The 12,932-nt window shown below is 73.1% G+C and carries 11 protein-coding genes; 3 read left to right on the forward strand and 8 right to left on the reverse strand.

What is annotated here, in order from left to right; translation table 11 throughout:
* Positions 1–33 precede the first annotated feature (33 nt).
* Positions 34–1,308, reverse strand: coding sequence for a cysteine--1-D-myo-inosityl 2-amino-2-deoxy-alpha-D-glucopyranoside ligase (gene mshC, locus JOD49_RS02265; protein WP_205305801.1), 1,275 nt, complete (start codon positions 1,306–1,308; stop codon positions 34–36).
* Positions 1,309–1,448: 140 nt separating this feature from the next.
* Here mshC and JOD49_RS02270 point away from each other — a divergent pair, with 140 nt between their 5' ends.
* Positions 1,449–2,561 carry a CorA family divalent cation transporter gene (locus JOD49_RS02270; RefSeq protein ID WP_205305802.1) on the forward strand — a complete coding sequence of 371 codons (1,113 nt, stop codon included), beginning with the start codon at positions 1,449–1,451 and terminating at the stop codon, positions 2,559–2,561.
* A gap of 39 nt (positions 2,562–2,600) precedes the next feature.
* Here JOD49_RS02270 and JOD49_RS02275 read toward each other — a convergent pair whose 3' ends face one another.
* Positions 2,601–3,461, reverse strand: a complete 861-nt coding sequence (locus JOD49_RS02275) for an undecaprenyl-diphosphate phosphatase (RefSeq protein WP_205305803.1) — start codon at positions 3,459–3,461, stop codon at positions 2,601–2,603.
* A 251-nt stretch (positions 3,462–3,712) separates the two neighbouring features.
* Here JOD49_RS02275 and JOD49_RS02280 point away from each other — a divergent pair, with 251 nt between their 5' ends.
* Entirely contained in the window at positions 3,713–4,684 is a 972-nt protein-coding gene (locus tag JOD49_RS02280) for an aldo/keto reductase (protein ID WP_205305804.1), read from the forward strand.
* A 19-nt stretch (positions 4,685–4,703) separates the two neighbouring features.
* Here the strand turns inward: JOD49_RS02280 and JOD49_RS02285 are convergent, their stop codons facing one another.
* A complete protein-coding gene (locus tag JOD49_RS02285) occupies positions 4,704–5,033 on the reverse strand; it encodes a primosomal protein (protein ID WP_205305805.1) in 330 nt (109 codons plus the stop codon).
* Between the two features lie 111 nt (positions 5,034–5,144).
* Here JOD49_RS02285 and JOD49_RS02290 point away from each other — a divergent pair, with 111 nt between their 5' ends.
* Entirely contained in the window at positions 5,145–5,375 is a 231-nt protein-coding gene (locus JOD49_RS02290; protein WP_205305806.1) for a DUF5703 family protein, read from the forward strand.
* A gap of 58 nt (positions 5,376–5,433) precedes the next feature.
* Here JOD49_RS02290 and JOD49_RS02295 read toward each other — a convergent pair whose 3' ends face one another.
* The 5 genes from JOD49_RS02295 to ald form a co-directional block, all read right to left on the reverse strand.
* Complete coding sequence (locus tag JOD49_RS02295) at positions 5,434–6,780, reverse strand: M20/M25/M40 family metallo-hydrolase (RefSeq protein WP_205305807.1); 1,347 nt, start codon at positions 6,778–6,780, stop codon at positions 5,434–5,436.
* Between the two features lie 93 nt (positions 6,781–6,873).
* Entirely contained in the window at positions 6,874–8,598 is a 1,725-nt protein-coding gene (locus JOD49_RS02300) for a multicopper oxidase family protein (protein ID WP_205305808.1), read from the reverse strand.
* Between the two features lie 252 nt (positions 8,599–8,850).
* Positions 8,851–10,938 (reverse strand): M3 family metallopeptidase, encoded by a 2,088-nt coding sequence (locus JOD49_RS02305; protein ID WP_205305809.1) that lies wholly within the window; start codon positions 10,936–10,938, stop codon positions 8,851–8,853.
* Between the two features lie 54 nt (positions 10,939–10,992).
* Entirely contained in the window at positions 10,993–11,616 is a 624-nt protein-coding gene (locus JOD49_RS02310; protein WP_205305810.1) for a GNAT family N-acetyltransferase, read from the reverse strand.
* Between the two features lie 98 nt (positions 11,617–11,714).
* Positions 11,715–12,830 carry an alanine dehydrogenase gene (ald, locus tag JOD49_RS02315; RefSeq protein ID WP_205305811.1) on the reverse strand — a complete coding sequence of 372 codons (1,116 nt, stop codon included), beginning with the start codon at positions 12,828–12,830 and terminating at the stop codon, positions 11,715–11,717.
* Between the last annotated feature and the right edge of the window lie 102 nt (positions 12,831–12,932).

Raw genomic sequence — 12,932 nt, forward strand, 5'->3', positions numbered from 1 at the left:
GTCGTCGCAGGCAGGGGTGGGTGGGCGACGGGGTCAGAGCCGCACCCCGAGGAGCGCGTTGACCGCGCGCGAGATCACGCCGGGCGCGCCCTCGGTGTCGGCCGAGGTGTCGCGCCCGTCGGCGAGCGAGACGTCGGCCCACGCGTCGACCGCGGCGAGCGCGGCGGGGGCGTCGAGGTCGTCCGCGAGCGCCGCGCGCACCGCTGCGAGGGTCGCGTCGGCCTCGGGTCCGCCGTTGCCGGACACGGCCGAGCGCCACCGCTCGAGTCGCTCGACGCCCGCCGGGAGGTCGGCGTCGGTCCATTCCCACTCGGAGCGGTAGTGGTGCGCGAGGAGCGCGAGGCGGATGGCCATGGGGTCGACGCCCGTGGCGCGCAGCCGCGAGACGAACACGAGGTTCCCCCGTGACTTGCTCATCTTCTCGCCCTGGTAGGCGACGAGACCCGCGTGCACGTGGTTGCGTGCGCCGAAGCCGTGGTCGAGCAGGCGGTCGTGCGAGGTCGACATCTCGTGGTGCGGGAAGAGGAGGTCCGCTCCGCCACCCTGGATGTCGAAGGGCAGGCCCAGGCCGTCGCGTGCGATGACGGCGCACTCGATGTGCCAGCCAGGGCGCCCGGTGCCGAGGCTCGCGCCGTCCCAGGTGGGTTCGCCCCTGCGTTCGCGCCGCCACAGCAGCGGGTCGAGGGGGTCCTTCTTGCCGTCGCGGTCGGGGTCTCCCCCGCGCTCGCCGAAGAGCTTGAGCATGTCCTCGCGGCTGAGCCGCGACACGGCGCCGAAGCGCGCGTCGGCGCTGAGGTCGGCGTACACGTCCCCGAGATCTGGACGGTCACCGCCCGCTCCGGGCTCGACGGGCACGCGGTACGCGAAGCCGTCCTCGATGAGCGCTTCGACGGCCGCCACGACGTCCGGGATGGCCTCGACCGCCCCGCGGTACACGTCGGGGGGCACGACGCCGAGGGCCGTCATGTCCTCGGCGAGCAGCGCCGTCTGCTCGACCGCGAGGTCCCACCAGTCGACGCCGGTCGCGGTCGCACGCTCGAGCAGCGGGTCGTCGACGTCGGTCACGTTCGAGGCGTGCGTGACCTGGTGCCCGGAGTCGCGCCAGGCGCGGTTGAGCAGGTCGAACGCGACGTAGGTCGCGGCGTGCCCGATGTGGGTCGCGTCGTACGGGGTGATCCCGCAGACGTACATGGTCGCGGTGTCCCCCTGCGCGGCGACGACGAGCTCCCCGGTGGTGCTGTCGTGCACCCGGATCGGGAGTCCTCGGCCGGGCAGGGAAGGAATCTGAGGCATGGGCCAGCTGTGCACGCGACAACCTTAGCCGCGAACGGGCGCGGGGTCCTCGACCGTCCTCGCCGCGGGACACTCCGCGTCGACGCCGGGTGCCCGACGACGGCGCGCCCCCGGTCCTGGGTGGCGTGCCTGCGGCGTCGGGCAAGAATGCAGGGGTGAGCGAACCCACACGTCCTCCCGACCCCCGTTCCCCCGAGCACGACGCCTCCGAGAAGCCGCGCTCGGCGCCCACGCGCTACAAGGAGCTGTGGGTCGAGGGGTCCGACGGGCGCGTGCGGCCCGCTGAGGGGCGCACCGGACCGGGCGACGTCGCGGACGCGGTCGACCCGGGAGCGGACGACCAGGGAGCGACCGACCAGGAGAGCGGGGCGCGCTGGTACGAGGTCCGCACGCTCGACGACTTCGTGGAGGCCGCCGAAGCCCTCGGCGTGGGCCTGAGCACCCAGTGGGGGCGCGGGCACCTGCCCGTGCACGTGCGGCACGTCAAGCACCCCCTCGCGCACGTCGAGCACATCGGCATGGACTGGCTGCTCGTCGTGACCCCGACCGTGGCCTTCTCCGAGGACGACCGGCAGGTCAGCACGGGCAGCTTCTGCATCCTCGTCGGACCGGACGTCGTGGTCACGGTCGAGAAGGGCGCCGGGGGCGTCCACGACCGGATGCGCGAGCACCTGACCGGCCCGTCGCACGGGCGGGGCAAGGGTGTGCAGCACCTGGCGGGCGAGGCCCTGTTCGCGCTCGTGGCGACCGCCTCCGACGTCGAGCTGGCCCTGGGCGACGCGGTCGCCGAGGTCGAGAAGATCGTGTTCGAGCCCCGACGGAACACCGACCCCGTCCTGCCCATCTACGACCTCAAGCGCGAGATCACCGAGGCCCGGCGGGCGCTGCTGCCCATCACGGCCGAGCTGCCCGAGCTCGTGTCAGGAAGCGCCCGGTCGCGCATCACGTTCGACAAGCGGCTCATGGACCGCCTCGTCTCGACGGTCGAGCGCATCGACCGCCACCTCGACGCGCACGACGACCTGCTGTCCGACATGCTCTCGGTGCACCTGTCGCAGGTCTCGGTGCGCCAGAACGAGGACATGCGCACGATCAGCGCCTGGGCCGCGATCCTCGTGTTCCCCACGATTGTCGGCGGCGTCTACGGCATGAACTTCGACCACATCCCCGAGCTGCACTGGTCGCTCGGCTACCCGATGGCGCTCGCGATCATGGTGGCCGGGTGCGTGGGCCTGTACGGGGCGTTCAAGAAGGTGGGGTGGATGTAGCCGGCGGGCCGCGCGACGTGCGCCCGGCCGCGAGGTGCGTCAGGCGAGCGGCTGCAGGACCCCGAACGTGAGCAGCAGCACCACGACCCCGGAGAGCACGAGCCGGTAGATCACGAACGGCGTGTAGCTGAACGTCGAGACGATCTTCAGGAACGCGATGATCACCAGGTACCCGACGACGAAGGCGACGAGCGTCGCGATCAGGGTCGCCCCGAACCCGGGAGCGCCCGGCACGGGCTCCGCCGACATCGACTTCGCGAGCTGGTAGAACCCCGAGCCGAGGACCGCGGGGATCGCGAGCAGGAACGAATAGCGTGCGGCCGCCTCGCGCGTGAACCCCATGAGCAGGCCCGCCGTGATCGTGCCGCCGGACCGGGACACGCCGGGAACCAGGGCGAGGGCCTGCGCGAGCCCGAAGCCGACGGCCTGTCGCGGGGTCAGCTCGTCGAGCGTGCGCCTCTTGGCCCCGACCCGGTCGGCGAGCCCGAGGAGGAAGCCGAACGCGGCGAGCATGAACGCCGTGATGTACAGGTTGCGCAGCGACGCCTCGATCGCGTCCTGGAACGCGAGCCCGAGCACCACGATCGGGATCGAGCCGAGTGCGATGAACCAGGCCATGGCGGCGTGGTGGTCGCCCTTGCCCGTCCGTGCGCGCCAGTCGGTGCCGTTGTCGCCCCGGATCGCCCGCCACCACGCGCCGCAGATCGTGGCGATGTCCCGGCGGAAGTACAGCAGGACCGCGGTCTCGGTCCCGATCTGGGTGATCGCGGTGAAGGCCGCCCCCGGGTCGGCCGAGCCGATCAGCTCACCCACGATGCGCAGGTGCGCGCTCGAGGAGACGGGCAAGAACTCGGTCAGGCCCTGGACGAGGCCGAGGAGGACTGCTTCCCACGCATTCACGAAGGGCACGATACCGGCGCGTGACGGCCGACCATGGCCGGACAGGCCGGATCGTCGAAAGCGTCATCGGGGCGTCGACCGACGGCCACCGCGCGGGCATCCACCGGTCACCGTCCGGACACCTGCCGGCCCTCGCGACGAGCCAGCCGTGCCCCCGCGTCCGACCGCGCAGGCGGAAGCGACGGACCTCACCCTCCCGAGAGCGCCACGTCTCCGGGCACCACGCCCTTTTCGCCGGTAACCTGCCGCGCATGGAACTTCGTCAGCTCGGCCGCACCGGCCTTCGCGTCTCGCCCGTGGGCCTGGGGACCATGGCGTGGGGTCGGGACACCGACGAGATCGACGCGGCCGAGCAGCTCCGCGACTTCGTCGACGCCGGGGGCAACCTCCTGGACACCGCGGCCTCCTACGGTGGCGGCGCGAGCGAGGCCATGATCGGCTCGCTCCTCGCGGCGGGCAAGGTCGACCGGGGCGACGTGCTGCTGTGCACCAAGGCGGGGATCCGCACGACCGCCGACGGCAACACCGTCGACGCGTCCCGTGGGGCGCTCCTCGACTCGCTCGACGCCTCGCTGGCGCGCCTGGGGACGGATCACGTCGATCTCTTCCTGGTGCACACCCCGGACCCCCGGACGCCCTTCGACGAGACGCTCTCGGCCCTGCGCCTGGCCGTGACGACCGGCCGCGCCCGCTACGTGGGCCTGTCCAACCACCCCGGGTGGGCCGCGGCCCGCGCCGCGGCGACGCTCGAGGCGCGCGGCGACGTCGGGCTCAGTGCTGTGGAGCTCGAGTACTCGCTGCTGCAGCGCGGGATCGAACGGGAGGTCGTGCCGGCCGCGACCGAGATGGGGTTCGGCGTCCTAGCGTGGTCACCGCTGGGGCGCGGCGTGCTGACGGGCAAGTACCGCAGCTCGCTGCCCGCGGACTCCCGCGGGGCGTCGTCGCACCTGGCCGGGTTCGTCCAGCCGTACCTCGACGGCCCGTCGTCGGGCATCGTCGAGGCCGTCGTGACGGCCGCGAACGGTCTGGGGCGGGCGCCTCTCGACGTCGCGCTGGCCTGGCTCCTGCAGCGCCCCGCCGTCTCGAGCGCGATCGTCGGCGCCCGCACCCCGTCACAGCTGCGCGCCTCGCTCGCGGCGAGCGACCTCGAGCTTCCCGACGCCGTCCACCACGCGCTAGACGACGTCAGCGCCCTCTCGTTCGGCTACCCCGAGCGCTGGTAGCCCGTCCCCTCAGGGCCCGTCAGCGGCTCGCGCCGTCGTGAAGGTCGACCTCGTCGAACTCCTCGTCGAGCTGGTCGTCCTCGTCCGACCCGTCGTCCGCGTCCCGGTCGTCGCCGTCCTCGTCGTCGTCTCGGTCGTCATCGTCGTCGTCCTCCGCGAGGTAGAACGGCGTGGCCTCGCCGTGGACCTGCGCGAGCGACTCGTCGTAGACCTCGTAGGCGTCCGCGAGCACGTAGTAGGCGTCGTCGACCGCAGGGTCGTCCTCGCCACGGCGCGCGGCGACGGCGGTGTAATGAGCTTCGAGGGCAGCGATGAATCGATCGAGGGCGGCACGCGGGTCAGCGGTCATACCCTGACGGTAGCCCTGGGAGAGGCACAATGGCACTCGGAATCCCGGCGCGGGAGAGTGAGGTACGGCTCACGACTCCCCTGCTCACGACCGACCCGAGGACGGTGGAACATGGCGAGCACTCCTCCCCCGCAGCGCGTGGCCCGCACGGAGCCCAGCAGCCAGTACGAGTACCGGGTGCTCACGATCGACAGGTCCGTGAGCCGCCACGACGCCGTCCGCCTCCTGACGGAGGAGGCCGAGTACGGACGCTGGGAGCTCGACCGCACCCGGCTCTACGTGGGTGGCGAGCGCCGCGTGTGGTTGCGTCGGCGGATCATCCGGGTGCGTTCGACGCTCTGACCAGCGCACGGGAGCCGTTGCCGGGCGTGTTCACGCCCGGCGACGGCTCCCGGCACGCTCAGCAGGTCCGCAGCAGGCGGTCCAGGACGCGCACCCCGAACTTCAGCGACTCGACGGGCACGCGCTCGTCGACCCCGTGGAACATCCCGGAGAAGTCCAGGTCCGCGGGGAGCTGGAGCGGGGCGAACCCGTAGCCCGTGATGCCGAGCCGCGCGAGCGACTTGTTGTCGGTGCCACCGGAGAGCGTGTACGGCAGGACCGTGGCGCCCGGGTCCTCGGCGTGCAGCGACGCGATCATGGCGTCGACCAGGTCGCCCTCGAAGGGCACCTCGAGCGAGATGTCGCGGTGGATGGGCTCGATCCGCACGTGCTCGCCCACGAGCCCCTCGATGACCGCGAAGCCCTCGTCCTCGTGGCCGGGCAGCAGGCGCGCGTCGATCGCGGCCTCGGCGCGCCCGGGGATGACGTTGGCCTTGTAGCCCGCACCGAGCTGAGTGGGGTTGGACGTGTGGCGCACGGTCGCTCCGACGAATCGCGACGCCGGGCCGAGGGCCGCGACGAGCGCGTCGATGCTCGCCTCGTCGCGGGGGTCGTAGGGCAGGCCGGTCAGCTCGGCCACGCCGCGCAGCAGCGCGTCGACCGTGGGCGTGATGGTGTACGGCCACTGGTAGGCGCCGATCCGTGCGACCGCGGCGGCGAGGTGCGTCACGGCGTTGTCGGCGTTGACCTGCGAGCCGTGCCCCGCGCGCCCCTCGGCGACGAGCCTGAGCCAGGCGATGCCCTTCTCGGCGGTCTGGAGCAGGTAGGCACGCTTGCCGTCGATGTCCACGGAGAACCCGCCGACCTCGCTGATGGCCTCGGTCGCGCCCTCGAAGATCTCGGGGCGGTGGTCCACGGCCCAGCTCGCGCCGTACGTGCCGCCGGCCTCCTCGTCGGCGAAGAAGGCCACGACGACGTCGCGCGCGGGCTTGCGGCCCTCGCGGACCATCTGGCGCACGACCGCGAGGATCATCGCGTCCATGTCCTTCATGTCGACCGCGCCGCGCCCCCACAGCAGCCCGTCCTTCTCCTCGCCCGCGAACGGGTCCACGGACCAGTCCGACGCCTGCGCGGGCACGACGTCGAGGTGTCCGTGCAGGACCAGTGCGGGGCGCGTGGGGTCCTGGCCCGGCAGCCGGACGACGACGCTCGCGCGACCCGGCGCGGACTCGAACAGCTCGGGGCTCAGACCGACCTCGTGGAGCGAGGCCATCACGTACTCGGCCGCCGCGCGCTCGCCGGGTCCCGACCCGTCACCGAAGTTCGAGGTGTCGATGCGCAGCAGGTCCTGGCAGATGCGCGCGACCTCCTGCTCGGCGGTCGGGTGGGTCTGCGGCGGGTTCGCGGGGTGGGCATGGCTCGTCATGGCCACACGGTACCCGCTGTCGCGGCACGCTCCGGGGCTCTGCCGGAGTGTCTCGCCCCGTGGGCACCGGTCCGGCAGGGCTGTGGTCGGACCTCAGCCGTGGTCGCCGGTCGCGGTGTGCTCCTGGGCGCCCTGGGCGGGGAGCCGCGGCCCGGTCCCGCCGCGCGGCGCGGCACCGGTGTGCGCGTCTTCGTGCCCGACGTCGTCGCCCACCCCCGGCAGCAGGTCCCCCGGGGCGGGGCGCCCCGCCGTACCCGCGGCGGCCGAGGGGTCGACGACCACGAACTGCCCCATCATCCCCTGGTCCTCGTGGCGGAGCAGGTGGCAGTGGAACATGTAGGGGCTGTCGGCGTCGGGCGTCGTGCCGAACGTGACCAGGAGCCGGGTGACCTTGCCGGGGCGGACGTAGACCGTGTCCTGCCACCCTCGGAGATCGAGAGGTGGCGGTTCGCCCGAGACGTCGAGGACCTGGAACTGCGCGTCGTGGACGTGGAAGTTGTGCGGGGTGTCGTCGATGCCCGTGACCTCCCAGACCTCGGTGGCCCCGGCGTCGACGACCTCGTCGATCCGGCGCAGGTCCATGTCCAGGTCGTTGATCGACGTGCCGGACAGCTCGAAGCGGCGCGTGACGGTCGCGTCCCCCTCGTCCGCCACCGGGACGCTCGCGAGCGTCGTGGGCACGGGAGCCGTGGGCGCGAGCTCGGCCGCAGCCCGCAGCTCGAGGACGTCGAGCGTGTCGTCCCCGCCCGAGAAGCGCGCCGTGAAGGGGTTCGCACCGAGGTCCTGCGCGAAGCTGCGCAGCACGGTGCGCTCCCCCGGGACGACCCCGACCACGATCTCGGCCCGGTCCCCCGGGGAGAGCTGGAGACGGTCGGTCGTGACGGGGGCGTCGAGGAGACCACCGTCCGAGCCGACGACCTGGAAGTCGCGACCGTCGTCGAACCCGAAGTCGTAGATCCGCGCGTTCGATCCGTTGAGGATCCGCAGCCGGACCCGCTCGGTCGTGACGTCGAGAGAGGGGTTCGCGGTGCCGTTCACCAGGACGACCGCACCGCGCACCCCCGTGGTCGACAGGAACGGGTCGGCGTCGTCGAGCCGGCCGTCGGCGTGGAACTTCTTGTCCTGCACGACCAGCGGGACGTCGTCGACGCCGTACTCGTGCGGCAGGCCGTCCTGGACCGCGGCCTCGGGCGACCCCGCGGGCTCGTCGAGCAGGAAGAGCCCGGCCAGCCCGCGGTACACGTGGTCGGCCGTGCGCCCGTGCAGGTGGGGGTGGTACCAGAGCGTGGCCGCGGGCTGGTCGATCGTCCAGGTCGGCGACCACGTCTGCCCCGGCTCGACCTGCTGGTGCGGGCCGCCGTCCATGACCGCGGGCAGCCTCATGCCGTGCCAGTGCAACGTGCTCGTCTCGGACATCGAGTTGGTCACGTCGATGCGTACCTGCTCACCACGCGTCGCCCGCACCGTCGGGCCGAGGAACGAGCCGTTGACGCCGAGGGTCGGCGTGAGGCCGCCCTGCCCCAGGTCCGTCTCGCCCTCCTGCAGGTCGAGCGCGAACACCCGGACGCCGTCCTCGACCGTCGAGGCCGCGAGCGGCGGGATCGCGAGCGGGCGCGTGAACTCGACGTCCCCGGCCGTCGAGGTCACGCCGCGCGTGAAGGCCACCGCGAGACCCGCGAGGACCCCGACGACCGCGAGAGCCAGGAGCCCGGCCACGACCACGACCCAGCGCCGCCGGGGACGTGGCCCCGGCCGGGCCGCGGCACGGCCGTCGGCGGGCGGTGCGGGGGCGACGGCGTCGTCGGGCGTGGCGGTCATGCGCTGCGGGTTCTCCTCGGGTCACGACGGGGCCGGGACGCTCCTGCTGCCTCGGAACCACCGGTGGCGGCTCGCCTCCAGGTTAGGGAGGGGTCGCCGTCGGGCACATCAGGGGTGTCCCCCACCCGTGCCCTGACCGGACCCCGACCGCGCCCGAGCACGCCCGACGACGCGCCCGGTGGGACCGCCGGCGCGAGGTGGACCCGGGAGGTCCACCTCGCGCACCACGGTCACCAGGCGCGAAGGGGGCGCCTACGCGTCGAGCCCGCGACGCGTCAGCAACGGCGCGATCTCCGGGTCGCGGCCGCGCAGGTCCGCGAACGCGACCATGGGGTCGACCGAGCCGCCGCGCGCGAGGAGCTTCTTGCGGAACGCGTCACCGTTGGCCCGGTGGAGGCCACCGTTCTCCTCGAACCAGGTCACGGTGTCCGCGTCGAGGACCTCGGACCAGATGTAGGAGTAGTAGCCGGCCGAGTAGCCGCCGCCGAACACGTGGTTGAAGTACGTCGTGCGGTAGCGCGGCGGCACGGGCGCGAAGGCGACCCCGGCCGCGTCGAGGGCCGCGGCCTCGAACGGCAGGACCTCGTCGACGCTCGTGGGGACCTGCTCCGGGGCGAGCTGGTGCCAGGCCTGGTCGAGCAGCGCGGCCGCGAGGTACTCGGTCGTCCCGAAGCCCTCGTTGAACAGGCGCGAGGCGAGCATGGTCTCGACCCACGCGGTCGGCAGGGGCTCGCCCGTGACGTGGTGGACCGCGTAGGACGTGAGGATCGTCGGCTCCCAGGCCCACATCTCGTTGACCTGCGAGGGGTACTCGACGAAGTCGCGCGGCACCTCGGTACCCGACTGCGACGGGTAGCGCACGTCCGAGAACAGCCCGTGCAGCGCGTGGCCGAACTCGTGGAAGAGCGTGATGACCTCGTCCCACACGAGCAGCGTGGGCTCGCCCGCCGGGGGCTTGACGATGTTGAGGTTGTTCACGACGACGGGCGGCTGGTCGAGCAGGTGGTTCTGGTCGACCAGGTTGTTCATCCACGCGCCGCCACGCTTGGACTCGCGCGTGTAGAAGTCCGCGAGGAACAGCCCGAGGCCCTGGTCCCGCTCACCGACCGGACCGTCGAAGACCTCGAACACGCGGACGTCGGGGTGGTATCCCACGAGGTCGGTGCGCTCGGCGAACGAGATGCCGTAGAGCAGGTTCGCGGCCTTGAAGACGCCGTCGGTCACGACGCGGTCGAGCTCGAGGTAGGGACGCAGCGCGGCGTCGTCGAGCGAGTAGCGCTCCTTGCGGACCTGCTCGGCGAGGTACGCCCAGTCCGAGGCGCGCAGCTCGGCGCCGTCGCCGGCCTCGCGGGCGAGCGCGACCTCGAGGTCCCCGGCCTCGCGGCGGGCGTTCGCGACGGCCGCCGGGGCCAGGCGCGAGAGCATCGCGTTGACGGCTCCGGTCGTCTTGGCCGTGGCGTCCTCGGCGATGTACGCCGCGTGGTGGTCGTACCCGAGGAGGCGGGCGTGCTCGGCCCGCAGGCGCGCGAGGTCGAGCACGATCTGGCGCGTGTCGTTGTCGTCGCCCGTCGCGCCGCGCGTCACGGACGCCTGCTGGACGCGCTCACGGGTCTCGCGGCGCGCGAGCGAGGCGATGACGCCCTGCTGCGTGGGGAGCTGCATCTCGAGCAGGTACCTGCCTTCGTGCCCGCGCGTCGCGGCGGCCGCGGCGGCAGCGGCGATCGCGTCCTCGGGCAGCCCCTCGAGGTCGGCGGCGTCGTCGACCAGGACGCTCGCGGCGTTGGCACCCGCGAGCAGCTTGCGGCCGAACGCGGCCTCGAGCGAGGTCAGCTTCCCGTTGAGCTCGCGCAGGCGGTCCTGGTCGGCGGCGTCGAGCTCGATGCCCGATCGGCGGAAGTCGACCAGCAGGGTGTGCAGGAGCCACGCGGTGTCGGCCTCGAGCGTGAGGTCACCGGCGTCGACGGCGTCCTGGAGCGCCCGGACCCGCGCGTACAGGCGCGCGTCCATGTAGATCGCGTCGTGGTGCGCCGAGAGCTCGGGCGCGACGGTCTCCTCGATGTCCTCGAGGCCGGGTGTCGAGTCGGCGCTCGCGACGTTGTAGAAGACCGTGACCGCGCGGGTCAGGAGCTGTCCCGCGGACTCGAGGGCCTCGAGCGTGTTGGCGACCGTGGGCGCCTCGGGGTTGGTGACGATCTGCTCGACCTCCGCGCGCTCGGCCTCCATGCCGGCGCGGAGGGCGGGGAGGTAGTGCTCCTCGCGGATCGTCGTGAAGTCGGGGAGCTGGTACGGGAGGGTGGACGCCGCGGCGAACGGGTTGGCCGGGTCGAGGGTGCTCGTCATGCGTCCTATCTTCACCCGGCGCGCCCCCGGCCCACGACATCATTCCCGGCCGCGTCAGCGCGCCCGCGTCTGCCCCACGTGGTCCTTCGCCTCGGCGGACGGCCAGGGCTCGACCGGTTCGCGCGGGTCGTCGGCCAGGAGCGTGCCGATCCACGCGTCCCGACGCGTGCCCCGTTGGATGCCGTGGCCCCGCACCGTGCCCTCGACCCGGAACCCGAGTCGCCAGGCGACGCGGCGCGAGGCCCAGTTGCCCGTGAACGCGGTCCAGACCATGCGGGACAGCCCCAGCCCCTCGGGGTCGAACGCCCAGTCGACCACCAGGCGCGCGGCCTCCGTCATGAGCCCCTCGCCGCGCGCCTCGGGCGCGAGCCAGTACCCGATCTCGGCCGACGTGTCGTGCGTGGGCGAGGAGTCGAGCGTGATCCCGACCATGCCGAGGACGGGTCCGTGCGGGGCGTCCGGGCGGCGGATCGCCCACGTGTTCCCGCGGCCCGTGCGCCACGCCTCGGGCACGACGCCCTCGATGAAGGTGGCCGCGTCGGCGCGCGTGTACGGGCTGGGCACCGTGGTCCAGGCAGCGACCTCCGCTCCCTGGCAGAGCTCGGTGATGCGGTCCACGTCGGCCGCGGTGGGCATCGCGAGGTGGACACGTTCGTTGGCGAGGACGAAAGGCTCCATCCGGACAGCATGCCACCGCCTCGCGCGGGGCCGACAGGCATTTCGGGAAGCGGACCGACGGCGTCCGTGCGGGCGGTCCGCCCGCGCGCCGTGCCCCGCTACCGGCCCGACGTGTCCTCGACGGGCGTCCAGGGCAGCCCGAGCGCGACGCCGACCTGCTCGTTGACGAGCGTCCCCGCCACGGTCGTCAGACCGTTGCGCAGCAGCGGCACGGTGCGCAGCGCGCGGGTCCCGCCGTCCGCGAGCTGCGCGAGGTAGGGCAGGGTCGCGCTCGTCAGGGCGTGCGTGCTCGTCACGGGCACCGCTCCGGGCATGTTCGCGACGCAGTAGAACGTCGAGCGGTGCACCGCGAAGGTGGGCTCGTCGTGCGTCGTGGGGCGGGTGTCCTCGAAGCAGCCGCCCTGGTCCACGGCGATGTCGACGAGCACCGAGCCGGGCTTCATGCGGGACACGAGGTCGTTCGTCACGAGCCGCGGCGCCCTGGCTCCCGCGACCAGGACGGCGCCGATCACCAGGTCGGCTGCGAGCACCTCCTGCTCGATCGCGTACGCGCTCGACGCCACGGTCCGCACGTGGCCCGCGAACTCCTGGTCGAGCGCACGCAGGACGGGCAGCGACAGGTCGAGGATCGTGACCTCGGCGCGCATGCCCACCGCGATCTCGGCCGCGTGCCGTCCGGCGGTCCCGCCGCCGAGGATCACGACCCGTCCCGGCCTGCTCCCGGGCACGCCGCCGAGCAGCACGCCCGCACCGCCCGCGGGACGCATCAGGTGATAGGCCCCGACCTGCGTCGCCATGCGCCCGGCCACCTCGCTCATGGGTGCGAGCAGCGGGAGCGAGCCGTCGGGGGCCTGGGCGGTCTCGTAGGCGACCGCGGTCGTCCCGGCGTCGAGCAGCGCGGCCGTGCCGAGGGGGTCGGCCGCCAGGTGCAGGTACGCGAAGAGCAGGAGGTCGTCGCGCAGCAGGGGGTACTCGCTCGGCACGGGCTCCTTGACCTTGCACACGAGCTCTGCCTGCCCCCAGACCTCCTCGGCAGTACCCAGGACGCGCGCGCCCGCGAACGCGAAGTCCTCGTCGGAGATCGCCGAGCCTGTCCCGGCCCCTGCCTGGACCAGCACCTCGTGCCCTGCGGCGACCAGGTGGTGCGCGCCCGCGGGGGTGAGCGCGACCCGGTACTCGTTGTTCTTGACCTCGGCAGGTATCCCGATCCTCATGCCGCCAGCGTGTCGTGTGCGCGCCGATCGCGCGCGCCGAGAGCGCTGCCCCTCACGTTCGGTCCCGCCTTCCCGCCCGCCCGACGGCGGAGCGCACCCTCG

Origin of the sequence: Oerskovia jenensis (assembly GCF_016907235.1) — a bacterium.
Classification (GTDB): domain Bacteria; phylum Actinomycetota; class Actinomycetes; order Actinomycetales; family Cellulomonadaceae; genus Oerskovia; species Oerskovia jenensis.